We start from the raw sequence: 24,279 nt of genomic DNA, 5'->3' as shown, positions 1-24,279 counted from the left end.
GTCCACTGACAAGGCCAGGACCCGGCCGGTGCGGACCGCTCTCATGCAGCTACCAGAGCCGCATCAGGTCGAAGTACATCGCCATCAGCATCAAGCTACCTACCAGCGCCAGGCCGATCTTGAAGCCCACCGCCTGGACCTGCTCGGAAACGGGACGTCCCCGCACCGCCTCGATCAGGTAATAGACCAGATGCCCACCGTCGAGCACCGGGATAGGTAGCAAATTGAGAATCCCGAGGCTGATCGACAGATAGGCCATAAAGCCGATAAAACTCTCTAAACCGGTACGTGCCGTCTCGCCGGCGATACGGGCAATCGTGATCGGCCCCGAGAGATTAGACGGCGAGATCAATCCGACCAGCATCTTGCGCATCGCATCCAGGGTCAATGCCGACATCTCGGCCGTCTTGTTCAGTGACTGACCGATGGCCTCAAGCGGGCCGTAATGAATCTCGCGCTGGTACTTGGCCGGCCATTCGGCACTGGCGACGCCAGCGCCGATGTAGCCGATGGCCTGGCCATCATCACGGGTGGTCGAGCCTGGGGTCAGCGTCAGTGTCTGACGCGTTCCACTACGCTCGATATCAAGCGTAAGCGACTCGCCAGGGCTTGCACGCACCTGCTCGACGAAGGTCATCCAGCCATCGATCGGCGTGCCCTCGACAGCGAGAATACGATCGCCTGCCTGCAGGCCAGCGCTGGCCGCGGCCTCACCGTCGAGCACCTGGCCAAGCACCGCGGGCATTGACGGCCGCCATGGCGTCAATCCCAGGGTCGCCAGCGGCCGGGGCGGGTCTTGGCCGACCAACCAGTCTTCCACGGGAAGCTGGTGCTCTCGGGTCGCCGTGGTGCCCTCAGTACGAGACATCATGCTAATCGCGCCACTATCGCCAATCGCCGCGACCAGCTTCAAATTGATATCTTCCCAGGACTGTACCGATTCGCCCTGCACGGCCACGATTTCCTGCCCTGACGACAGCCCCCCGCGTGCAGCCGGCGAATCCGGGGCCACATTGCCAACCACCGGCGCGACAGTGGTGATGCCGATCACAAACAGCAGCCAGTAGGCGACAATCGCCAGCAGGAAGTTGGCCAGCGGCCCGGCGGCAACGATCGCGATACGCGCCCATACCGACTTGTGGTTGAAGGCCAGGTGCGCTTCCCCGGGGTCGACAGGCCCCTCCCGCTCATCGAGCATCTTGACATAGCCGCCCAGCGGGATCGCGGCGACAGCGAATTCCGTGCCATGGCGGTCGATACGCGACCAAAGCGGCTTGCCGAAGCCGACCGAGAAGCGCAATACCTTGACGCCACAGCGCCTGGCTACCCAGAAGTGGCCAAACTCATGGAAGGTAATCAGTAGCCCGAGGACCACGATCACCGCCAGCACATTCTGTATCACGCTCATCGCAATTTACTCCCGGCCATAGCGTTCCAGGTGGTGACGAGCCGCCCGGCGACCACGGGCATCCTCGGCGAGAATCCCCTCGAGCTCATCCGCCGCCGACGGCGGGCAGGCAGACAGCACGGCTTCGTTGAGCTCGGCAATGCCCGGGAAGGATAACCGCCCTTCGAGGAACGCTTCCACGGCCACCTCGTTGGCGGCGTTGAGCAGCGCAGGCGCACTGCCTCCTGCCGCCTGCGCCTCAGCGGCCAGTCGCAGGCAGGGAAAGGCCGCCTCGTCGGGCGCCTCAAAATCGAGCCTTGCGACCTGAAACAGATCGAGGGGTGCAACACCCGCGTCGATGCGCTCTGGCCATGACAGGCCATAGGCGATCGGGGTACGCATATCCGGATTACCGAGCTGCGCCAGCACCGAGCCATCGAGGTAGGCCGCCATCGAATGTATGACACTCTGTGGATGCACCACCACCTGGATCTGCTCGGGAGCGGCATCGAAGAGCCAGCAGGCCTCGATCAACTCGAGCCCCTTGTTCATCAGGGTCGCGCTATCCACCGAGATCTTGCGCCCCATCGACCAGTTGGGATGGGCACAAGCCTGATCAGGTGTGACGCTTGCCAGGGCATCTGCCGACCAGCCCAGAAAAGGCCCGCCCGAGGCGGTCAGTAGAAGCTGGCTGACACCGACGCGATCAAGGCCGCCGCGGTGCTCCGTAGGTAGACACTGATAGATGGCATTATGTTCGGAATCGATCGGCAGCAGCACGGCGCCATGGCGCTCCACTGCATCCATGAAGAGACCGCCGCTCATCACCAGCGCTTCCTTATTGGCCAGCAGCACACGCTTGCCGGCGCGCACGGCGGCCAGTGTCGGCACCAGGCCGGCGGCACCGACGATGGCTGCCATGACCACATCGACCTCGCCGGCGTCGGCGACTTCGCTCAGTGCCGCCTCACCCGCGCGTACGTCGGTGGCCAGACCGGCTTCCGCCAATCTGGCGCGCAGCCATACGGCATCGTCTTCGCTGCCAATGACGGCCTGCGACGGACGATGCGTCAGGCACAGCGCCAGCAGCGCCTCCTTCGAGCGATGAGCGGTCAACGCATGCACCTGATAGCGCTCGGGATGGCGGGCGATCACATCGAGGGTGCTGGTGCCTATCGAACCGGTCGCCCCCAGCACGGTGACGCGCTGAGGGCGGGATGCGGCGGTCAAGGCCGCGGTAGAGGAAAGGCTCATAACCACACCCGCAGCAGGGCGAAGATCGGGATCGCGGCCGTCAGGCTGTCGATGCGGTCCAGCACGCCGCCGTGGCCAGGTAGCAACACCCCAGAATCCTTGATGCCACGGGTCCGCTTCAACATGCTCTCGAACAGATCACCCAGCACCGACACCAGCGTAACCAGCACGGTCGCCATCAGCAGCCCCAGGGTCGCGCCGATACCGAGCGACAGCCAGGCGGCGAAGCCTAGCGCCAGCGCCAGCGTGGCGACGACGCCACCGGCGACGCCTTCCCATGTCTTGCCGGGGCTGACGGCAGGGGCCAGCTTGCGTTTCCCGAAGGCGCGACCGGCGAAGTAGGCGCCAGTATCGGCGAGCCACACCAGCAACAGCACGAAGAGTAGCCACTCAGCGCCGCTGGCCCGCAGACTATTAAAGCCCACCCAGCAGGACGACAACACCAGCAGCCCCATGATCAGGCGACGACTTGTGGTGGCCCATTGGATCTGTCGCTCGGGGTAGCGAGTCACCCAGAAGAGGTTGGCAAGCCAGGTGGCGGCACCGACCCACAGCAGAGCGGTAGCCTGCTCGCCCCCTGCTAGCCAAAGGAGCCCCATGGCCAGGCCAAGGACAGCGCTTGCCATGAGCCGCGCACCGAGTCGGGACACATCAGCGAGATTGGTCCACTCCCAGCCAGCGAGCAGCACCACCACGCCGGTAAACAGAGCAAATGCCCCGCCTTCGAGCAGGAATAGCCCGCCAAGGGCCAGAGGCACCAGGATGGCGGCAGTCAGAATACGTTGCTTAAGCACCCTGGGCCTCGATTTGCTCGTGGGTCATGCCGAAACGACGCTGACGACGCGCAAAGTCGGCGAACGCCTGATCGAGCGCATCGGCGCCGAAGTCCGGCCAAAGCAGAGGAGAGAAATACAGCTCGGCATAGGCCATCTGCCAGAGCAGAAAATTGGATAGCCGCTGTTCGCCGCTGGTGCGGATACATAGATCCACATCGGGCGCGTCGGCCAGGCATATCTCGCGGCCAAGCAACGTCTCGTCGATCTGGGAGGCCTCGAGATCGCCGCTTGTAACACGGGCCGCAAGACGCTGCGCTGCCTGGGCGATGTCCCAACGGCCACCATAGTTGGCCGCGATAACCAAGTGCATGCCGTGGTTATCCTGGGTCAGTTCCTCGGCACGCGCGATGTGCTTCTGAATCGAGGTCGAGAAGCCTTGTTGTTCACCGATGATGGTCAGGCGAATATCATGCTCGTGCAGTTTCTTGACCTCCCGCTTGAGGGCGATCAAGAACAGCTCCATGAGCGCATTGATCTCGGCCGGTGGACGCTTCCAGTTCTCGCTTGAGAAGGCGAATAGCGTCAGCACCTCGACCCCCCGCTCGGCGGCCCGGCGAATCACCGAGCGTACCGACTCGACGCCCGCTCGATGACCACGCACCCCGGACAGGCCGTGGGCCCTGGCCCAGCGATTGTTGCCATCCATGATGATCGCCAGATGACGCGGGATCGCTTGGTGATCCGATTCAGGGAGTTGCGGTGATGTCATGGGGGCTCGCATAGCAGTAGAACGATAGGCGGGCGATGCGATGTCGCCCGCCAGGCCTCAGACCGTCATCAGGTCCTTTTCCTTGGCTTCCAGCAGCTTGTCGATCTCAGCGATATACTTGTCGGTCAGCTTCTGAATGGCCTCCATGCCGTTGTGCTCTTCGTCTTCGGAGATATCTTTCTCCTTGAGCAGCCCCTTGAGGTCACCGTTGGCATCACGACGCACATTACGCACGGCCACGCGGGCGTTCTCTGCTTCGGAGCGCGCCTGCTTGATGTAGCCCTTGCGGGTTTCCTCGGTCAGCATCGGCATCGGCACGCGAATCACGGTGCCGGCCGTCGCCGGGTTGAGGCCAAGGTCTGCGGTCATGATCGCTTTCTCGACCTTGGGTACCATGGACTTTTCCCAAGGCACGACTGCCAGGGTGCGGGCGTCTTCGACGTTGACGCTGGCCACCTGATTGAGCGGCATTTGGGCGCCGTAGTAATCCACGGTCACAGCATCGAGGATGCTGGGGTGAGCACGACCGGTACGGATCTTATTGAAGTTCGTATGCAGAGACTCGAGCGTCTTTTTCATGCGAGCTTCTGCGTCTTTTTGAATATCGTTGATCACGGTTTCAACCTCTGTCTATCAGCGTGCCTTCCTTGCCGCCCATCACCAGATTGAGCAGGGCACCGGGCTTGTTCATGTTGAATACGCGGACCGGCATATCATGGTCACGTACCAGGCAGATGGCGGTCAAATCCATCACACCAAGCTTCTGATCCAGACACTCATCGTAGGTCAGACGCTCGTATTTCTGGGCATCGGCATGCTTCACCGGATCACGGTTATAAACGCCGTCGACCTTGGTGGCCTTGATCACCACATCGGCATCGATCTCGATGCCACGCAGGCAGGCTGCGGAATCGGTAGTGAAGAAGGGGTTACCAGTGCCGGCGGAGAACAATACCACATCGCCCGACGTCAGGTAGCGGATGCCGGTACGGCGATCGTAGTGCTCGACCACACCGCTCATCGGAATCGCCGACATCACCCGCGAACGAATGTTGGAACGCTCCAGCGCATCGCGCATGGCCAGGGCATTCATGACCGTTGCCAGCATACCCATATGATCGCCGGTCACCCGCTCCATGCCTGCCTCATGCAGGGCGGCGCCGCGAAACAGGTTGCCACCGCCGACCACGATACCGACCTGCACGCCAATGCCGACCAGCTGACCGATTTCAAGTGCCATGCGATCAAGCACCTGCGGGTCGATGCCGAAGTCGGCATCACCGGTCAGGGCCTCGCCGGAGAGCTTTAGCAGAATACGCTTGTACTTGCTCTTCGCCTGGCGCTCAGGCTTGGCAGGGCGTTCGGACGGAGTGGTGGAATCGGACATGTGGCGTCTCCTGATGACAGCGACAGGGGGAGGAAATCTTGACGGTATTTCTAACCGCCGGATACGCGAAGGCGTGCGCTTGCGCGCACGCCATCACGAACTCACAGGACCAAGCCTCAACCGCGGTTGGCCTGCTCCATCACTTCCTTGGCAAAGTCGACTTCTTCTTTCTCGATGCCTTCACCAACTTCGAAGCGAGTGAAGCCGACCACGTCGCCACCGGCTTCCTTGACGAACTCGGCCACGGTCTGGTCCGGGTTCTTGACGAAGGCCTGCTCGGTCAGACTGTTCTCGGCCAGATACTTCTTCAGGCGCCCCTGAACCATCTTCTCGGCGATGTTCTCCGGCTTGCCCGCCATATCCGGCTGCGCCAGGATGATCGCTTTCTCTTGGTCCAGCTGCTCCTGGGGCATGTTTTCCGGCAGAGCCACGACCGGATTAATGGCCGCCACGTGCATGGCCACGCCCTTGGCGGCCTCGGCAGTGCCGCCGTTCAGTACGGTCAGCGCGGCGATACGGCCACCATGAACATAGCCACCCACCGTGCCACCGGCCGGCGCTTCAACCAGCGCTGCACGACGCACGCTGATGTTTTCGCCGATCTTCTGCACCAGCAGCTCGCGAGCGTTTTCCAGATCACCTTCCATCAGCGTGGCGATGTCGGTGGTCTTTTGGGCGAAAGCCTGCTCGGCAACCTTGTCGGCGAAGGCGATGAAGTTGTCATCACGCGCCACGAAATCGGTCTCGGAGTTGACTTCAAGCATCAGGCCATAGCTGGCGTCATCGGCCAGCTTGATCACGATGGCGCCTTCGGCAGCGGTACGACCCGCTTTCTTGGCGGCCTTGAGACCGGAGTTCTTGCGCAGGTTCTCGATCGCGGTTTCGATGTCGCCGCCGGCTTCGGTGAGTGCCTTCTTGCACTCCATCATGCCGAGCCCGGTGCGCTCGCGCAGTTCTTTTACCTGAGACGCGCTGATAGCTGCCATGGTATTAACCTCTGAAATAATTCGACGTCGATAATCAAAGCGTATCCGCCACCCGGACGGGGGACGGAAAGAAGGGGGCCAAGCCCCCTCCCATGCCTACCCTTCATGAGCAATGAGCGATGCCCACTGACCGGGTCTCCATCAATATGGCAACACCGGATGACACTTCAGGGTAGACCAGCGTCATCACTCGGCGACCTGATCGCCTTCGGTGACCTCAACGAATTCGTCGGGACGACCTTCCTGCGATTTGGCACAGGCGTTAGCGATGCCCTGAACGTAGATCTGGATGGCGCGGATGGAGTCATCGTTACCCGGGATCACATAGTCAAGGCCGTCCGGGTTGGAGTTGGTATCGACCACCCCGATGACCGGAATGCCAAGCTTGTTGGCTTCGTTGATGGCGATACGCTCGTGATCAACATCCACCACGAACAGCGCGTCGGGCAGTCCGCCCATATCCTTGATGCCGCCCACGGAGCGCTCGAGCTTGTCCTGCTCACGGGTCGCCATCAGCACTTCTTTCTTGGTCAACTTCTCGAAAGTGCCGTCTTCGTGCATCGCTTCAAGCTCGCGCAGACGCTTGATGGACACGCGAATGGTCTTGAAGTTGGTCAGCATGCCACCCAACCAGCGATGATTGACGAAGGGCATACCCACGCGGTTAGCCTCTTCCTTGATCACCTTGGCCGCCGCACGCTTGGTACCAACAAACAGGATCTTGTTGTTGGTCTCCGCCATCTTCTCGACCACGCTGATCGCTTCATTAAGCGCCGGCAGGGTATGCTCGAGGTTGATGATATGGATCTTGTTGCGGGCGCCGAAGATGTACTTGGACATCTTCGGGTTCCAGTACTTGGTCTGGTGACCGAAGTGAGCGCCTGCCTTGAGCAGGTCACGCATATTTACTTGTGTCATGAATGACTCCTGGACTATCGGGTTAGGCCTCCACGCACCCCATGGATCCGACCCTCGGACTAGCCGACGGCACCCGGGACCATGTGTCGGTGCATGTGTGTTTTTCAGGCTATTTAGCGCCTTGCTGCAGGCCGTGCAACGCACGCGACCTTCACCGTTCGGGACAGCCTGGTCACCGGACGTATAGAAGAAGCGAAGCACTCGGCACAACGCATTGCAGGAAAGCGCGCAGCTTTATACCATAGATCAATATCAAGATGAAGTCGCAAGCGCCCTGCCCGCCTGCCGTTTGCTCGGCCACACGCGAGCGCCCTTCCCCCTTCACAACCCGAGATTCCATGAACGTATCCATCAAGACTGCCGACGAAATCGTCAAGATGCGCGAAGCCGGCAAGCAGGCCGCCCGCGTACTGGAAATGATCACGCCTCACGTTCAGGCCGGCGTCAGCACCGGCGAGCTCGACCGCCTGTGCCATGATTTCATTGTCGATGAGCTAGGTTCTGTACCGGCCCCGCTGAACTACCATGGTTTCCCCAAGTCGATCTGCACCTCGATCAACCACGTGGTCTGCCACGGTATCCCCGACGATGCCAAGAAGCTCAAGAAAGGTGACGTCATGAATATCGACATCACCGTCAAGACCGCCGACGGCTATCACGGCGATACCAGCAAGATGTTTATCGTCGGCGAGAGCATTCAGGGCGAACGGCTGGCCCGTATCACCCAGGAGTGCCTCTACAAGAGCATCGCCGAGGTCAAGCCCGGCGTCCGCCTGTCCCAGCTGGCACGCGTCATTCAGCAGCATGCCGAAGCCAACGGTTACAGTGTCGTCCGTGATTTCTGCGGCCACGGCATCGGCTCCGTCTTCCATGAAGAGCCGCAGGTACTGCACTACGATGGCTATGCGCCCGAAGCCGACATTGCCCTGGAAGAAGGCATGTGCTTCACCATCGAGCCGATGATCAACGTGGGCGATCACCGCACCCGGGTTCTGCGAGATAACTGGACCGCCGTGACCAAGGACAAGGGCTTATCCGCCCAGTGGGAGCACACCCTGCTGGTGACCGCCACCGGTGTCGAGGTACTGACCGCGCGTGGCGAGGAAGACTTGAGCTTCCTCTCGAGCTGACATGCTGCTGCATCACTATCGCTTCCAGCCCGACACAAGCCTCTTCGATGTTGATGAATTCCGCATCGAGCTTGAGGGCAAGCGCTCGCCGATCGCCCCTTTCAAGCAGGCACTGAGCGACATTCAGGAAAACCTGGATCAACGCTTTCGCGCCGGCGCCGATATTCGCGACCTGGTGCATGGCCGCGCCTGGTGCCTCGACCGCCTGCTCGAGATCGCCTGGTCGCGCCATGCCTGGCCCGACGATGGCGTTGCCTTGCTGGCCGTCGGGGGCTATGGCCGCGGCGAGCTGCATCCCTACTCGGATGTCGACCTGCTGCTGCTGCTCGAAGACGATGACGACACCCCCTACCGCGAGCCGCTGACCGACTTCATCACCTTCCTGTGGGACATCGGGCTCGAGATCGGGCACAGCGTGCGCTCGCTGAACGACTGTGAGCGTGAGGCCCGCGCCGACGTCACAGTGATCACCAACCTGCTCGAGACGCGCATCCTGGCAGGCGGAAGCCACCTGCGCGACGCCATGCGGGACAGGATCAAGACGGATCGGCTATGGCCGGCAGATGCCTTCTTCGAGGCCAAGTGGCAGGAACAGATCGCCCGCCACTACCGCTATAACAACTCCGAGTATCACCTGGAGCCCAACATCAAGAGCTCCCCCGGCGGCCTTCGCGATATCCAGATGATCGGCTGGGTCGCCAAGCGCCAGTTCGGGGAGCTGCGCTACGAGGAAGTGGTCGAAAACGGCTTCATGAACGATGCCGAGCTGCGCATCCTGAGTCAGGGCCAGTCCTTCCTGTGGCAGGTCCGCTATGCCCTGCACATGCTCACCGGGCGCGCCGAGGATCGCCTACTGTTCGATCATCAGCGCACCATCGCCAGCCTGTTCGGCTACCGGGACATTCCCGGCCGCCTGGCCGTCGAACAGTTCATGAAGCGCTACTATCGCCATGTCACCGCTCTTGCCGGCCTCAACGACATGCTGCTGCAGCACTTCGACGAGGTCATCCTGCGCGCCGACGAGGTACTCGAGACGCACCACCTCAACGACCGTTTCGAGGTCAAGGGTGGCTATATCCAGGCGCGCGACGAGCGAATCTTCCGCTATCGCCCCGCGGCCATGCTAGAGCTGTTCTTGCTGATGGCGCAGCATCCGGAAATCGAGGGGGTACGCGCCTCGACCATTCGCCTGATTCGAGACCACCGCCATCTGATGGACGATCTTTACCGCGACGATGTCCGCCATCAGAGCCTGTTCATGGAGCTGCTCCGCTCCAGCGGCAACGTCGCCCGCCAGTTAAGGCGCATGAACCGCTACGGCGTGCTCGGCAAGTACCTGCCAGAGTTCGGCCAGGCGGTGGGGCTGATGCAGCACGACCTGTTTCACAGCTATACGGTCGATGCCCATACCTTGGGTCTGCTGAAATTCGTGCAGCGCTTCCGCGAGCCGCGCTGCCGCGCCGAATTCCCGGTCGCCGCCGCGTTGGTGCACCAGCTGCCCAAGCTCGAACTGCTATGGATTGCCGGGCTCTATCACGATATCGGCAAGGGGCGCGGCGGCGACCACTCGCTGCTCGGCGCCCGCGATGCCGAGGAATTTTGTGAGCGTCATGGCCTCTCGCCACGCGATACCCGGCTGGTCAGCTGGCTGGTCGAACATCACCTGCTGATGTCGAAGACCTCGCAGAAGCGCGACATCACCGACCCGGAGGTGATCCGCGAGTTCGCCACCCAGATGCACGACGAGGTCCACCTCGACTATTTGTACGTGCTGACCGTGGCCGATATTAACGCCACCAACCCGACCCTGTGGAACGGATGGCGAGCCTCACTGCTGCGCCAGTTACACGCCGAGACCAAGCGCGCCCTGCGCCGCGGCCTTGAAAATCCGCTGGATCGAGACGACTGGATCCGCGAGACCCGCGAAGAAGCACGCAGCCTGCTGACCAACGTCGGCGTTGACCCGCAGCGGGTCGAGCGTCTGTGGGAGTCACTGGGCGAGGACTACTTCGTGCAGTATGCCCCCAGCGAGATCGTCTGGCAGACGCAGGGCATCCTTGCGCATGACGGCTCTAACCTGCCACTCATCCTGATCAGTGCGCCCACCCAGGACATGACCGAGGGCGGCACCAAGGTATTCATTCATACCCGCTCAGTCGATGATCTATTCGCGGCCACCGCCGCGGCCATGGAGCAGCTTGGCCTGTCGATCCATGATGCGCGCATCGCCACCTCGAGCAATAACTGGACCCTCAACACCTTCATCGTGCTCGATGAAGACGGCCAACCGATCAGAGACCGCGAACGGCTTGAGGCCATGCGCCGCCACCTGGCCGAAGAGCTCGAAAATCCGGACGACTACCCGCAGATCGTCACCCGACACACACCGCGCCAGCTCAAGCATTTCAAGGTGGCGACGCGGGTAGAGATCGCCCAGGACCCGGGCAATGAACGCACCATGCTTGAGCTTACAGCACCCGACCGCCCCGGCCTGCTGGCTCGGGTCGGCCGGATCTTCATGGAGCAGGGTATCGCGCTGTCGGCCGCCAAGATCGCCACGCTCGGCGAGAAGGTCGAAGACGTCTTCTTCATCACTGACCGTAACGGTGCACCACTCACCGACCCCGCGCGCCAACAGCAACTGCGCGAGCGGCTGGTCGAGATGCTCGACGTCTAGGTTCGTCATCTAGATAACGGCCCTTTCATCAACTGGGCCAAGAGGCCGGCAGGCGCCGAGATTGAGGCACCTCGCCGGCTTCCCTATAATCGCTTGCCTGAAGCCATGCGCCAGACCGACCATGCGGCCCCATCGATCGAGCCCCATGCCGCCACCACGATCACGACAACGCCCCGCGAGGCGGCCAGGACAGCCATGAACCCCGATCTCGATGCGCTCAAGCCCTATCCCTTCGAGAAGCTCGCCGCCCTCAAGGCCAATGTCGCGCCCCCCGCGAGGCTATCGCACATCCCCCTGACCATCGGCGAACCCCAGCACCCGCCGTATGCAAGGGCGCTCGAGACGCTCAGTGTCCATCGTGATGAGATGGCCCGCTATCCGGCCACCGCCGGGATTGCCGAACTCCGCCAGACCATCGCTACCTGGGCGACGCAGCGTTTCGGCCTGCAAGGCATTGGCGGCCTCGATCCGGACCACCAGGTGCTGCCGGTCAACGGCACCCGGGAAGCGATATTTGCCTTCGTGCAGGCCGCCCTCGACCGTCGCCGCCCGGCCAGGGTCGCCGTGCCCAACCCTTTCTATCAGATCTACGAGGGGGCCACGCTGCTCGCTGGCGGCACCCCGCTGTACCTGGACTGTCATGCCGAACAAGGCTTCCGCCCGGATTTTGAGGCGGTACCGGCCGAGACCTGGCGCGACGTGCAGCTGGTGTTTCTGTGCTCGCCGGGCAACCCCACCGGCGCAGTAACGCCGCTTGAGGACTTCACGCGGCTGATCGAGCTTGCCGACGAGCATGACTTCATCATCGCCTCCGACGAGTGCTACTCCGAACTCTATCTCGACGAAGCCACGCCACCGCCAGGACTGCTGGAGGCCTGCGCTCGGCTGGGCCGCCACGACTACCGTCGCTGCCTGGTCTTCCACTCGCTGTCCAAGCGCTCCAATCTGCCGGGCCTGCGCTCAGGCTTCGTGGCCGGGGACGCCAGTCTGATCACCCCTTTCAAGCGCTACCGTACCTATCACGGCTGTGCCATGTCGCTGCCGCTGCAGCACGCCTCGATCACCGCCTGGCGAGATGAAGCCCATGTGAAGGCCAACCGCGACGCCTATCGCGAGAAATTCGCCGCCGTCACCGAGATCCTCGCCCCGGTGATGGACTTCCCCACCCCCGAGGCCAGCTTCTATCTCTGGCCAGCGGTGCCTGGTGGCGACGATGAAGCCTTCACCCGGGCGCTCTTCGCCGAGGAAAACGTCAGCGTACTGCCAGGCAGCTACATGGGGCGTGCCACCGCAGGCGACGGCTCATCAAGCGACAGCGGTATCAACCCGGGGGCTGGGCGCATCCGGCTAGCATTGGTCGCCGATGCCGAGTCGACCGCCGAGGCTGCCCGACGTCTGCGCCGCTTCACCGAACGCTGGCGAGCAGCCATGACCGATGACGAGGAGACCCCGACATGATCACCCTCTATGGCATCAAGGCCTGCGACACCTGCCGCCGCGCCCGCAAGGCGCTGGAAACTCGCGGCGTGCCCTTCCAGGTCCACGACCTTCGCGAGGACGGCCTGTCCGCGGCGCTGCTCGAACATCTGCTCGAGCAGGTACCCGTGATGACCCTGCTCAACAAGCGCAGCACCACCTGGCGCCAACTCGACGAGGCCGACAAGGCCGAGCTGGATGCCAACTCGGCACGCGAACTGATGCTCGCCAACCCGACCCTGATCAAGCGCCCGCTACTCGATACCGGCGAGGACATTCGGGTCGGCTACCGCGATGGCGACTATGACGATGTTGCCGGCTGACACCACCACCATGGTTGACACGACTTCACCTTGCCCGAGGCCCAAAAGCCTCGCTCACCTACAAACGAAAGGATCTTCCCCATGCTGAGCTTCGCACTCGGAATCGGACACCAGAACACCCAAGGCGACTGGCTGGATGTTTACTATCCGGCGCCGCTGCTCAACCCCGAGGCAAGCCTCGTCGATGCCGCACGCCAGGTCCTCGGTGCCCCCGCCGGTAACGTCGCGGCAAGCTTTTTGCCCGAGCACTGCACCGATCTCGCCGAGGCGCTCAAGGTCGCCGGTCACACCGAGCAAGCAGAGCTTGCCGCAAGTCTCGCGCAGAGTCAGCGCCCGCTGGTGGCCACCTTCCTCGAGACCGACCAAGCACCGCAAAGCGCCCCGGAGGTCTATCTCAAGCTGCACCTGCTCTCACACCGCCTGGTCAAGCCGCATGGCCTGGACCTGACAGGCATGTTCGGCCTGCTGCGCAACGTCGCCTGGTCAAGCGAGGGCCCGATCGACATCGAGGAACTGCCGGCGCGTCGCCTCAAGGCGCGTCTCGAAGGCCGCGCCCTGTCCGTCGACTGCGTCGACAAGTTCCCCAAGATGGCCGATTACGTGGTGCCGGCCGGTGTACGCATCGCCGATACCGCCCGTGTGCGTCTGGGCGCTCACCTTGGCGAGGGCACCACCGTGATGCACGAAGGCTTCGTCAACTTCAATGCCGGCACCGAAGGACCCGGCATGGTCGAAGGCCGCATCTCCGCTGGGGTGATGGTCGGCAAGGGCTCTGACCTGGGTGGTGGCTGCTCGACCATGGGCACCCTGTCCGGCGGCGGCAACATCGTCATCAAGGTCGGTGACGGCTGCCTAATCGGCGCCAATGCCGGTATCGGCATCCCGCTGGGGGATCGCTGCACCGTCGAATCCGGCCTCTACATCACGGCAGGCTCCAAGGTCGCCGTGCTCGACGATCAGGGGCAGGTAGTCGAGACCGTTGCCGCCCGCGCGCTGGCCGGTCAAGACGACCTGCTGCTGCGTCGCCACTCGCAGTCGGGACGCATCGAGTGCCTGACCAACAAGAGCGCCGTTGCGCTGAACGAGGCGCTGCACGCCCACAACTAAGCCTTTGCTGCGCCCGCCGCCGGCGGGCGCCCTGCTCCCTCGCCAACCAGGATGACGCATGTCCGATACCGCCACGCCTTCTTCGACGCCCTCCGCGACCCTCGACCTGGCTATCGACCTAATGGGCCGTGCTTCGGTAACCCCCGATGACGTCGGCTGTCAGGCGCTGATGATCGAGCGCCTCGAACGTCTCGGCTTTCACATCGAGCGGCTGCCGTTCGGCGACGTCGAAAACTTCTGGGCGGTGCGCGGTCACCACGGCCCGGTGCTGGCCTTCGCCGGCCACACCGACGTGGTGCCCAGTGGTCCCGAGAGCAAGTGGGACCACCCGCCCTTCGCGCCCTTCATCGACGAGCACGGCATGCTCTTCGGCCGCGGCGCCGCCGACATGAAGGGCAGCCTGGCCGCCATGGTCACCGCCGTGGAGCGCTTCGTGGCCGCGCATCCCGATCACGACGGCAAGATCGCCTTCCTGATCACCTCCGACGAGGAAGGGCCCGCCGTGGACGGCACCCGTGCCGTGGTCGAGCATCTGCGCGAGACGCACGAGCGACTGGATTACTGCATCGTCGGCGAACCCTCGTCCAGCGACCGGGTCGGCGACACGATCAAGAACGGTCGCCGCGGCTCGCTGGGTGCGGTGCTGCACGTCAAGGGCGTACAGGGCCATGTCGCCTACCCGCACATGGCGCGCAACCCGATCCACGATGCGGCGCCAGCGCTTGATGCCCTGGCCCGCGAACACTGGGACGCCGGCAATGACTTCTTCCCGGCCACCAGCTTCCAGGTTTCCAACATCCGCGCGGGCACCGGGGCCACCAACGTGATCCCGGGTGAGCTCGAGGTAGTGTTCAACTTCCGCTACTCCACCGAGCTGACCCACGAGGCGCTGCGGGAGCGCACCGAGGCGATTCTCGACGCCCATGGCCTCGACTACCGTCTCGACTGGACACTCAACGGCGAGCCCTTTCTGACCGCCGAAGGCGCGCTTGTCGAAGCCGCCGTGGCCGGCGTCGAGGGCATCACGGGCAATCGACCGACCTTGTCTACCGCCGGTGGCACCTCGGACGGGCGCTTCATCGCCACCCTGGGCAGCCAGGTGGTCGAACTGGGGCCGCGCAACGACACCATCCACAAGGTCAATGAGCAGGTCCGCGCCGCCGACCTGGACACCCTCAGCGACATCTACGAAGCCATCCTCACGCGGCTGTTCGCTCGCGCCGACTGAGCTGAGCCTGCCACCCGCTACCGAGAGTCACGCATGCAACGCTACCCGGATATCGAGATCTACCTGGCCAAGGCGCCGATCGAGGCCCTGGACGCCTGGCTGGCCGCCACCCTGGACGCGCCGCCGCTGTCTCGTGCCGGCAAGCGCCAATGGCGCACCACCGGTCACCTGGACGGCCACAAGGTGCCGGTCCTGCTGGTCGAGCAGGCCGCCGACAGCTTCTCAAGCCTCTGGTTCGACAGCGACGCTTCGCCCTGGCCCCGCGATGCCGACTGTGCCCGTGCGGCCGCGACCGCCCTGAACGTCGAAGTTCGCTGTTCTCTGGGCGGCTGGCAACCGGGTGACGACCCGGACCGCTTCTGGCGGGTGCTGCCCGACGGCACGGAAGACGCAATGACCTGGCCTGATTCTGGTCAATAAGACCGGCCAGTAGCCAAAACGACAACACCCCATCTTGCTTGGCAAGATGGGGTGTTTCGAGGCAGTCCGGACGGACCTAGCCTTGGCCGGAGGAAGTGAGCGAGCGAAGGCCAGACAAGGCAAAAATCGACGAAAGGACGGAGTTTACGGGTGTAAATGAGTACTTTGAGTCGATTTTTAACGCTGTATGGTCGAGCGCAGCCACTTCTTACCTAGGTGATGACGGTCACGTCATCGGCCTGATAGCCGCGCTCGTTTTCGATCACGTGGTAACGCACTTTCTGCCCTTCGGCCAGGGTGCGATGGCCCTTGCCGCGAATAGCACGAAAGTGCACGAACACATCATCTCCGCCGTCGCGGGTGATGAAGCCGTAACCCTTGTTGACGTTGAACCACTTGACCTCGCCGATCTCGCGATCGTCGTCTTCAACGTCGGCAAGCGTCGCAAGGGCCGGTGTCAGCACATGGATGGCAACGGTCGCCGTCAGGGTGATCAGGAATACGGCAACGGCGGTGGCCAGATAGACGAGGGCAACGCCGCCCACCTCCAGGCTGGCGAACAGTTCCCGGGACAAATCTCCCCCGGTCAGGAAGATGAACAGGGCGATCAGCAGTGGCGCGGGCGCGGCCAGAAGCACGCTGATCAGACTACAACGAAGTAAGACCTTTTGATTCATGGACCTCGGTTTCTCTTGTGATGGCAATGGATGAAGGGGTCATGACGAAATCCCACCGCCGTAACGCTGATGGGCATAAGCTGACAAGATGAGGCTGTCGCGATGAACGGCAACAGGCCACACGAGGATACTACCATGCAAGATCACGACTGGCTCGCCCGCCTGGAAGGCCTCGAGAGCCGCATCGCCTATCAGGAACACTGGCTGGACACCTTGGATCAGGCAGTGGCTGCCCAGGAGGCTCGGCTGGCAGGGCTTGAGCGCATGAGTGAACTGATGCAGGCAAAGCTGCGCCAGCAACAGCGGGCCCTGGACGACTCACAAGGCGATCAGGCAAGCTTCGAAGACGAGCGCCCACCGCACTATTGAGCGGGGTGACGGACCGCACGACTAAGCGCTTGAGTGGCCTGAAGGACGAATGGCCCTGGCCACTCAAACGGGTAGGGGCAGGTATCAGCGTCGGGTGCTGAAGCGGTGCGTTTCGATCCACTTCAGCACCCAGGGGTGGGCCTTAGGGGCTTGCTTAGCCTTCCAGACCGTCCAGATAGCGCTCAGCATCCAGCGCTGCCATGCAGCCACTGCCCGCGGAAGTGATGGCCTGACGATAGACGTGATCCATCACGTCGCCGGAAGCGAAGACGCCCGGAACACTGGTGGCGGTGGCATTGCCTTCAAGGCCCGATTGCACCTTGATGTAGCCGCCCGCCATCTCTAGCTGACCCTCGAAGATACCGGTATTGGGCGTGTGGCCTATGGCGATGAATACGCCCGGTGCGGCCATCTCCTTGGTACTGCCATCCAGCGTGGACTTGAGACGCGCCCCGGTGACCCCGGTGTTATCCCCCAGCACCTCGTCCAGGGTGTAATTCCATTCAACCGCCATGTTGCCGTTCTCGACCTTATCGAACAGCTTGTCCTGCAGGATTTTCTCGGCACGCAGGCTGTCGCGGCGGTGCACCAGAGTCACCTTGGATGCGATGTTCGACAGGTATAGCGCTTCTTCCACCGCGGTATTGCCACCGCCGATCACTACCACTTCCTGGTTGCGGTAGAAGAAGCCGTCGCAGGTCGCACAGGCGGACACGCCCTGCCCCATAAACTTCTGCTCCGATTCAAGGCCCAGATAACGGGCACTGGCGCCGGTGGAGATGATCAGTGCATCGCAGGTGTAGGTGCCGCTGTTGCCCTTCAGGGTATAGGGTTTCTCGCGCAGTTCGACTTCCTCGATGTGATCGAACAGCACCTCAGTGTCGAAACGCTCGGCGTGGGCGCGCATGCGCTCCATCAGCTCAGGCCCTTGAACGCCATCCGCATCGCCCGGCCAGTTGTCGACATCGGTGGTCGTGGTCAGCTGACCACCCGCCTGCATGCCGGTGATCAGCAGTGGCTTCAGGTTGGCGCGAGCCGCATAGACGGCAGCAGTGTAACCGGCAGGGCCTGAGCCCAGGATGATCAGGCGTTCGTGGCGCACTTCGCTCATGTCGGGTCCTCACAAAAATGACGGCCGGATGTCGGCCGGAAACGCTCTCTGGTCTGAGTGCGATAATCGCTCATTGACCCCAGGCCACAGTACGCTTGATGGATGGGTATTTTTAACGGCGGGCAGTGTAGCATCCCAAGGCCGTCAGCCAGAGCCTCTCGCATGGCTGGCGAAACAGCCTCTTCACTACAAAAGCACCAGACACAAAAGAGGCGGCCCTCAGGCCGCCTCTTTATACACTTCAACGCTTACAGCGCTTCAGCGTGCGAACCCAGGTACTTGGCGACGCCTTCCGGCGTGTCTTTCATGCCTTCTGCACCTTCGTCCCAACCGGCCGGGCACACTTCGCCGTGCTGGTTGTGGTGCTTGAGCGCCTTGACCATGCGCAGCATCTCATCGACGTTGCGGCCCAGGGGCAGGTTGTTGACGACCTGATGCTGAACGACGCCATGTTCGTCGATCAGGAAGGAAGCGCGCATGGCAACGCCGGCGTCCGGGTGCTCGATACCGTAAGCCTGAGTGACCTCGTGCTTGACGTCAGCAACGATCGGGAAGCCAACTTCGCCGATGCCGCCGGCATCCGGAGAGGTCTTGCGCCATGCATGGTGGGTGAACTGGGAATCGATGGAGACACCGATAACCTCAACACCCAGATCCTTGAACGCCTGCAGACGGTTGTCGTGGGCGATGATCTCGGACGGGCAGACGAAGGTGAAATCTAGCGGCCAGAAAAACAGCACACGCAGCTTGCCGTTGCTGTCGGACAGCTTGTAACTGTCAACGATTTCACCGTTGCCCAGTACCGCGGCGGTATCGAAGTCGGGGGCCTGACGACCTACCAGTACGCTCATGCAAATCTCCTTGCTGATGGAATGATCAATGGGTGATGAATTTGAGCCCAGCCTAAGGCCACGCTCGTAAATCTGCCAAGTTGATAAGGCCAATGGCCAATATAGCGTGTGTCTATGGGTATTGCTGCCGTGATAGCACGACCCCACTTTTTCACCACACACCGTATTGTTCATGGGCCGGAATAGGGTAATACGCCTGACCTGTGACGAATAGATGATGCCTAGACGACGTCATCGTCGCGGCCAAGGGTGACGCCTTCGACCTCACCGCTGAAATCTGACACCGTTACCTGGACCTGGATCGGTGCGCAGCAGCGTGGGCAATCTTCCCAAGTGGTGTGGCTACCTTGACTGGCATCGACCAGGAGCTCGAAGCCCGTATCACAGTAAGGACAATTTGCCGCATGTGAATTCAACATCTCTTCATGCATGTCTCTCTCCTTACGGTGGCCGTCATTGATACCCCACACCCCTATACCGGCAACTGATTTACTAGGTGGGGGCGATGGGGCGTCGTTTCAAGAAACCATGGCACACTGATGGCCAAGTGCTTCATCTTTCGCCCTGTTACCCTTGCTTCTGTTCTCATAGGCTAGGCTTGAAAGCAGCCATTGTCGTAGCCATGTCTTACTGATGATCCATCGATGGTCACATGAGCTTGCTTGCATCATGACCTTCACTCGGCACGAGGAGAAAACCATGAGCACCACCCCTGACTCGCTGGATACCCTCAAGGTAGGCAACCAACCTTACCATTACTACAGTCTTCCCAAGGCCGCTTCCGCCCTCGGCGATATCTCCCGCCTCCCCAAGACGCTCAAGGTGTTGCTTGAGAACCAACTGCGCTTCGCCGATGACGAAAGCGTCTCGACCGATGATCTTCAGGCGTTAGTCGACTGGCAGAAAGAAGCCCGCTCCTCTCGCGAGATCGGCTACCGGCCGGCACGCGTGCTGATGCAAGATTTCACCGGCGTGCCCGGGGTGGTCGACCTGGCCTCGATGCGGGCGGCTGTCGCCAAGCTTGGCGAAGACCCTGAGCGCATCAACCCGCTGTCACCGGTCGATCTGGTCATTGACCATTCAGTAATGGTCGACAAGTTCGGCGACCCCAGCGCCTTCAAGGACAATGTCGCCCTGGAGATGGAGCGCAACCGCGAGCGCTACGAGTTTCTGCGCTGGGGGCAGCAGGCCTTCGATAACTTCCGCGTCGTGCCACCGGGCACCGGCATCTGCCACCAGGTCAACCTGGAGTATCTGGGCAAGACGGTGTGGACCAAGGAAGTGGACGGCAAGACCTTCGCCTATCCAGATACGCTGGTAGGCACCGACTCCCACACCACCATGATCAACGGCCTGGGCATACTCGGCTGGGGCGTCGGCGGCATCGAGGCCGAAGCGGCCATGCTCGGCCAGCCGGTGTCGATGCTGATTCCCGAAGTGGTCGGCTTCAAGCTGACCGGCAAGCTCAAGGAAGGCATTACCGCCACCGACCTGGTGCTGACGGTTACCCAGATGCTGCGTAGCCGCGGCGTGGTCGGCAAGTTCGTCGAATTCTACGGCGACGGCCTGGACGACCTTCCCCTGGCCGACCGCGCGACCATCGCCAACATGGCACCGGAATACGGCGCCACCTGTGGTTTCTTCCCGGTTGATGACGAGACCCTCAACTACCTGCGCCTCACCGGTCGCGAAGACGAACAGGTCGAGCTGGTAGAGGCCTACAGCAAGGCTCAGGGCCTGTGGCGCGAGACCGGAGACGAGCCGATCTTCACCGACACCCTGGCGCTGGACATGGGCGATGTCGAAGCCAGCCTTGCCGGACCCAAACGTCCCCAGGACCGCGTCGCGCTGAAAGATATGAAGACCACCTTCGAAAAGCTGATGGCCGATAACGGCACCAAGGCATCGGAGGAAGAGCAAGGCAAATGGCAGTCCGAGGGCGGCCAGACCGCGGTCGGCGTCGAGGACAGCTACGAGCATCACACCAGCAAGGACGTCGACCTAGACGGCCAGAGTATCAGGCTCAACCCGGGTGCCGTGGTGATCGCCGCCATCACCTCCTGCACCAACACCTCGAACCCCAGCGTGATGATGGCCGCCGGCCTGCTGGCGCGTAACGCCCTGGCCAAGGGCCTGAAGACCCAGCCCTGGGTCAAGACCTCGCTGGCGCCGGGGTCCAAGGTCGTCACCGATTACCTGGCCGCTGGCGGCGTCGACGATGATCTGAATACGCTCGGCTTCAATTTGGTCGGCTATGGCTGCACCACCTGCATCGGCAACTCAGGGCCGCTGGCCGAACCCATCGAGAACGCCATCACCGACGGCGACATGACCGTCGCCTCGGTGCTCTCGGGCAACCGCAACTTCGAGGGCCGGGTGCACCCGCTGGTCAAGACCAACTGGCTCGCATCGCCGCCCCTGGTCGTCGCCTACGCCCTCGCCGGCAACGTCCGCACGGACCTGTCCAAGGAGCCTCTGGGCACCGGCAGCGACGGCCAGCCGGTCTATCTCTCGGACATCTGGCCGTCGCAAGCCGATATCGCCGAGGCGGTCGAGAAGGTCAAGACCGAGATGTATCGCAAGGAGTACGCCGAGGTCTTTGACGGCGATGACGTCTGGCAGGCCATCGATGTGCCCCAGAGCGAGGTCTACGAGTGGTCGGATGCCTCGACCTACATCCAGCACCCTCCCTTCTTCGAGGGCATGGGCCGCACGCCCGAGGCCACCGAAGACGTCAAGGACGCCAAGGTGCTGGCCATGCTCGGCGACTCGGTGACCACCGACCACATCTCGCCGGCCGGTGCCATCAAGCCCGACAGCCCCGCGGGTCGCTATCTGCAGGAGCACGGTGTCAAACCCGCCGACTTCAACTCCTACGGCTCGCGTCGCGGTAACCACGAGGTGATGATGCGCGGCACCTTCGCCAACGTGCGCATCCAGAACGAAATGCTCGATGGCGTAGTGGGCGGCGAGACCCGTCATGTGCCTTCCGGCGAACAGATGGCGATCTATGACGCCGCTATGCAGTATCAGCAGGAAGGCACCCCGCTGGTAGTAGTCGCCGGCAAGGAATACGGCACCGGCTCCAGCCGCGACTGGGCGGCCAAGGGCACCCGCCTGCTTGGCGTGCGCGCCGTACTGGCCGAGTCCTACGAGCGTATCCACCGCTCCAATCTGATCGGCATGGGCGTGGTCCCGCTGCAGTTCCCCGAAGGCGAGACCCGCAAATCGCTTGGCATGACCGGTGACGAGACGGTCTTCATCGAGGGGCTCAACGACCTGAGCCCCGGTGGCCAGGTGCGTGTCACCATCAAGAGCGACAAGGGCGAGAAGCAGATCGACGCGCTGTGCCGTATCGACACCGCCGACGAGCTCGAGTATTACCGCCACGGCGGCATCCTGCATTATGTGCTGCGCAAGATGATTGGGTCGGCCTGACAGGACCACAGTCGGCGCGGCCTGATCGACGCAGCGTGACCGATGCCCCAACGAAAAGCCCCGCCGGCTAACCGGCGGGGCTTTCTTTGTGGGGACTTACCTTGCTGCGGGTACGTACGTTGTGAGTACTTACGTTCTGGACACGTAGTTAGCAAGCTGGCCAACGGCGCCATCGGGTCATTGCCCCCCCGACGACGCGCCGCTTGTTCTGCCGCCCGGGTCGCCTCGGCCTCAAAAGGCCCGGCGGCGATATTCACGATAGCGTGGATACCAGAAATTGCGCTCAATGGAGGCCCACAGCACGTCATCGCTGCACTCCAGTGCCTTGCCTTCATGCTGCGCCATCTTGGCCACATCAAAGGCAATGGACTGACTGATCTCGCGAATATCTGCAAGCGACGGCAGCAACGCCCCCTCACCGTGCTGCACCATTGGCGCATGCTTGGCCAGGGCATTGGAAGCCGCCATGAGCATGGCATCCGTGATACGGGTCGCACCGGAGGCAATGACACCAAGGCCGATGCCCGGGAAGATATAGGCATTGTTGCACTGAGCGATGCGATAGGTCTCGCCATTGAGCTCAACCGGCTTGAAAGGACTGCCGGTGGCGACCAGTGCCTGACCATGGGTCCAGGCCAGCACCTGATTGGGGGTCGCCTCGACCCTGGAGGTGGGATTGGAAAGCGGCATCACCAGTGGCGCCTTGCAACCGGCGTGCAGTGCCTCGATCAGCTCCTGATCGAAGAGGCCACGCTGGCCGGATACACCAATCAGCACCGAAGGTTTGGCTTGTTTGACCACGCCCAGCAGGCTCGTATCGGTGAAATCCGCCCGATCATGCGCGAGGCGGCTCTGGAAGTCATAGAGTCCCTCCATGTCACCGGTCAAGAGGCCATGACGGTCGATCATGAAAATTCGCGACCGCGCCTCTTCCTCGGAAAGCCCCTCGGCACACATCGCCACCACGATCTGCTCGGCGATGCCGCAGCCCGCGGAGCCGGCGCCGACGAAGGCGACCCGCTGCTCACTCACGCCCTCGTGCTTGGCCTTGCAGGCAGCAAGCAGAGTGCCCACGCAGACCGCGGCGGTGCCCTGAATATCGTCATTGAAGCAGCACATCTCGTCTCGGTAGCGCTCGAGCAGCGGCATGGCGTTGGTCTGAGCGAAATCCTCGAACTGCAGCAGCACCTTGGGCCAGCGACGCTTCACGGCAGTAATAAACGTGGCCATGAAGTCGTTGTACTCCTCCTGGGAAACGCGCTTGTGGCGCCAGCCCATGTACATGGGGTCATCGAGCAGCGCCTGGTTGTTGGTGCCCACATCCAGCGTGATCGGCAACGTATAGGCGGGGCTGATACCGCCACAGGCGGTATACAACGACAGTTTGCCGATAGGGATGCCCATACCGCCGATACCCTGATCACCAAGCCCCAGGATACGCTCGCCATCGGTCGCCACGATCACCTTGACGTTATCCTTGGTCGCGGAGCGCAGGATATCGTCCATGTGCTCCCGGTCAGGATAGGAAATGAACAGACCGCGATGGTTGCGATAGATGTTGGAAAACTCTTCGCACGCCTCACCCACCGTCGGGGTATAGATGATCGGCAGCATCTCCTCGAGGTGTTCCTCGAGCAGGCGGAAGAACAGCGTCTCGTTGTCGTCTTGGATGGCGCGCAGGTAGATGTGACGGTCCAGATCGGTCTGGCACTGCCGGTACTGGCGATAGGCCCGCTCGGCCTGCTCCTCGATGGACTCGACGTTCTGCGGCAGCAGGCCGATCAGATTGAAGGCGATGCGCTCCTGGAGGGTGAAGGCGCTGCCTTTGTTGAGCAGCGGCATCTCGAGCAGCGATGGCCCCGCATAGGGCACATAGAGGGGACGCTTTGGCAATGTGGTCATCGTCTCATCCTTTGACTGTCAGTGGGCGATCATCGCCGCCCGATGGTTAGGAGCTACCGCAACAGCCCACTCCTGCATGGGCGGAGCCGGATA

Annotated in this window: 22 protein-coding genes; 9 read left to right on the top strand and 13 right to left on the bottom strand. The window is 62.3% G+C overall.

What is annotated here, in order from left to right; all coding sequences use genetic code 11:
• Positions 1 to 49: 49 nt before the first annotated feature.
• The 8 genes from rseP to rpsB all read right to left on the bottom strand — a co-directional run bounded on the left by rseP (position 50) and on the right by rpsB (position 7,477).
• Positions 50 to 1,408: a sigma E protease regulator RseP gene (gene rseP / locus ETC27_RS13600; RefSeq protein WP_136255556.1), complete on the bottom strand. Its 1,359-nt coding sequence runs from the start codon at positions 1,406 to 1,408 to the stop codon at positions 50 to 52.
• A gap of 6 nt (positions 1,409 to 1,414) precedes the next feature.
• The gene (gene ispC, locus ETC27_RS13595; protein ID WP_136255555.1) at positions 1,415 to 2,641 is read right to left on the bottom strand and encodes a 1-deoxy-D-xylulose-5-phosphate reductoisomerase; all 1,227 of its coding nucleotides are present in this window, start codon (positions 2,639 to 2,641) and stop codon (positions 1,415 to 1,417) included.
• On the bottom strand, positions 2,638 to 3,435 hold the full coding sequence (locus ETC27_RS13590) for a phosphatidate cytidylyltransferase (RefSeq protein WP_136255554.1): 798 nt from the start codon (positions 3,433 to 3,435) through the stop codon (positions 2,638 to 2,640). The genes ispC and ETC27_RS13590 overlap by 4 nt, the downstream gene beginning before the upstream one ends.
• Entirely contained in the window at positions 3,428 to 4,186 is a 759-nt protein-coding gene (uppS, locus tag ETC27_RS13585) for a polyprenyl diphosphate synthase (RefSeq protein ID WP_136255553.1), read from the bottom strand. The genes ETC27_RS13590 and uppS overlap by 8 nt, the downstream gene beginning before the upstream one ends.
• A 57-nt stretch (positions 4,187 to 4,243) precedes the next feature.
• Positions 4,244 to 4,801, bottom strand: a complete 558-nt coding sequence (frr, locus tag ETC27_RS13580; protein ID WP_136255552.1) for a ribosome recycling factor — start codon at positions 4,799 to 4,801, stop codon at positions 4,244 to 4,246.
• Between the two features lie 4 nt (positions 4,802 to 4,805).
• Positions 4,806 to 5,573, bottom strand: a complete 768-nt coding sequence (pyrH, locus tag ETC27_RS13575) for a UMP kinase (protein ID WP_136255551.1) — start codon at positions 5,571 to 5,573, stop codon at positions 4,806 to 4,808.
• 116 nt (positions 5,574 to 5,689) lie between these two features.
• Positions 5,690 to 6,559 (bottom strand): translation elongation factor Ts, encoded by an 870-nt coding sequence (gene tsf / locus ETC27_RS13570; protein WP_136255550.1) that lies wholly within the window; start codon positions 6,557 to 6,559, stop codon positions 5,690 to 5,692.
• A 186-nt stretch (positions 6,560 to 6,745) separates the two neighbouring features.
• A complete protein-coding gene (gene rpsB, locus ETC27_RS13565) occupies positions 6,746 to 7,477 on the bottom strand; it encodes a 30S ribosomal protein S2 (protein WP_136255549.1) in 732 nt (243 codons plus the stop codon).
• Between the two features lie 338 nt (positions 7,478 to 7,815).
• On the opposite strand from rpsB, the gene map reads away from it, so the two are divergent.
• The 7 genes from map to ETC27_RS13530 all read left to right on the top strand — a co-directional run bounded on the left by map (position 7,816) and on the right by ETC27_RS13530 (position 15,838).
• On the top strand, positions 7,816 to 8,607 hold the full coding sequence (gene map, locus ETC27_RS13560) for a type I methionyl aminopeptidase (RefSeq protein ID WP_136255548.1): 792 nt from the start codon (positions 7,816 to 7,818) through the stop codon (positions 8,605 to 8,607).
• A gap of 1 nt (position 8,608) precedes the next feature.
• Positions 8,609 to 11,284 carry a [protein-PII] uridylyltransferase gene (locus tag ETC27_RS13555; protein ID WP_136255547.1) on the top strand — a complete coding sequence of 892 codons (2,676 nt, stop codon included), beginning with the start codon at positions 8,609 to 8,611 and terminating at the stop codon, positions 11,282 to 11,284.
• Positions 11,285 to 11,479: 195 nt separating this feature from the next.
• Complete coding sequence (gene dapC / locus ETC27_RS13550) at positions 11,480 to 12,742, top strand: succinyldiaminopimelate transaminase (RefSeq protein ID WP_136255546.1); 1,263 nt, start codon at positions 11,480 to 11,482, stop codon at positions 12,740 to 12,742.
• Positions 12,739 to 13,083, top strand: coding sequence for an arsenate reductase (locus tag ETC27_RS13545; protein ID WP_136255545.1), 345 nt, complete (start codon positions 12,739 to 12,741; stop codon positions 13,081 to 13,083). The genes dapC and ETC27_RS13545 overlap by 4 nt, the downstream gene beginning before the upstream one ends.
• A gap of 81 nt (positions 13,084 to 13,164) precedes the next feature.
• A complete protein-coding gene (gene dapD / locus ETC27_RS13540; RefSeq protein WP_136255544.1) occupies positions 13,165 to 14,190 on the top strand; it encodes a 2,3,4,5-tetrahydropyridine-2,6-dicarboxylate N-succinyltransferase in 1,026 nt (341 codons plus the stop codon).
• 58 nt (positions 14,191 to 14,248) lie between these two features.
• Complete coding sequence (gene dapE / locus ETC27_RS13535; protein WP_136255543.1) at positions 14,249 to 15,418, top strand: succinyl-diaminopimelate desuccinylase; 1,170 nt, start codon at positions 14,249 to 14,251, stop codon at positions 15,416 to 15,418.
• Between the two features lie 33 nt (positions 15,419 to 15,451).
• Positions 15,452 to 15,838, top strand: a complete 387-nt coding sequence (locus ETC27_RS13530) for a hypothetical protein (RefSeq protein WP_136255542.1) — start codon at positions 15,452 to 15,454, stop codon at positions 15,836 to 15,838.
• Positions 15,839 to 16,050: 212 nt separating this feature from the next.
• Here ETC27_RS13530 and ETC27_RS17705 read toward each other — a convergent pair whose 3' ends face one another.
• Positions 16,051 to 16,515, bottom strand: coding sequence for a cold-shock protein (locus ETC27_RS17705; RefSeq protein WP_136255541.1), 465 nt, complete (start codon positions 16,513 to 16,515; stop codon positions 16,051 to 16,053).
• A 135-nt stretch (positions 16,516 to 16,650) separates the two neighbouring features.
• On the opposite strand from ETC27_RS17705, the gene ETC27_RS13520 reads away from it, so the two are divergent.
• On the top strand, positions 16,651 to 16,884 hold the full coding sequence (locus tag ETC27_RS13520) for a SlyX family protein (RefSeq protein WP_306462170.1): 234 nt from the start codon (positions 16,651 to 16,653) through the stop codon (positions 16,882 to 16,884).
• A gap of 154 nt (positions 16,885 to 17,038) precedes the next feature.
• Here ETC27_RS13520 and trxB read toward each other — a convergent pair whose 3' ends face one another.
• The 3 genes from trxB to ETC27_RS13505 form a co-directional block, all read right to left on the bottom strand.
• Complete coding sequence (gene trxB / locus ETC27_RS13515) at positions 17,039 to 17,995, bottom strand: thioredoxin-disulfide reductase (protein WP_136255539.1); 957 nt, start codon at positions 17,993 to 17,995, stop codon at positions 17,039 to 17,041.
• A 248-nt stretch (positions 17,996 to 18,243) separates the two neighbouring features.
• Entirely contained in the window at positions 18,244 to 18,846 is a 603-nt protein-coding gene (locus ETC27_RS13510) for a peroxiredoxin (protein ID WP_136255538.1), read from the bottom strand.
• Positions 18,847 to 19,067: 221 nt separating this feature from the next.
• Positions 19,068 to 19,277: a zinc ribbon domain-containing protein gene (locus ETC27_RS13505; RefSeq protein WP_136255537.1), complete on the bottom strand. Its 210-nt coding sequence runs from the start codon at positions 19,275 to 19,277 to the stop codon at positions 19,068 to 19,070.
• Positions 19,278 to 19,545: 268 nt separating this feature from the next.
• On the opposite strand from ETC27_RS13505, the gene acnA reads away from it, so the two are divergent.
• Positions 19,546 to 22,284 (top strand): aconitate hydratase AcnA, encoded by a 2,739-nt coding sequence (gene acnA, locus ETC27_RS13500; RefSeq protein ID WP_136255536.1) that lies wholly within the window; start codon positions 19,546 to 19,548, stop codon positions 22,282 to 22,284.
• A 231-nt stretch (positions 22,285 to 22,515) separates the two neighbouring features.
• On the opposite strand, the gene ETC27_RS13495 is transcribed toward acnA, so the two are convergent.
• Positions 22,516 to 24,186 carry an NAD-dependent malic enzyme gene (locus tag ETC27_RS13495; protein ID WP_136255535.1) on the bottom strand — a complete coding sequence of 557 codons (1,671 nt, stop codon included), beginning with the start codon at positions 24,184 to 24,186 and terminating at the stop codon, positions 22,516 to 22,518.
• Between the last annotated feature and the right edge of the window lie 93 nt (positions 24,187 to 24,279).

Origin of the sequence: Onishia niordana (assembly GCF_004798965.1) — a bacterium.
GTDB lineage: Bacteria > Pseudomonadota > Gammaproteobacteria > Pseudomonadales > Halomonadaceae > Onishia > Onishia niordana.
This window is presented reverse-complemented; position numbering and strand designations above follow the sequence as displayed.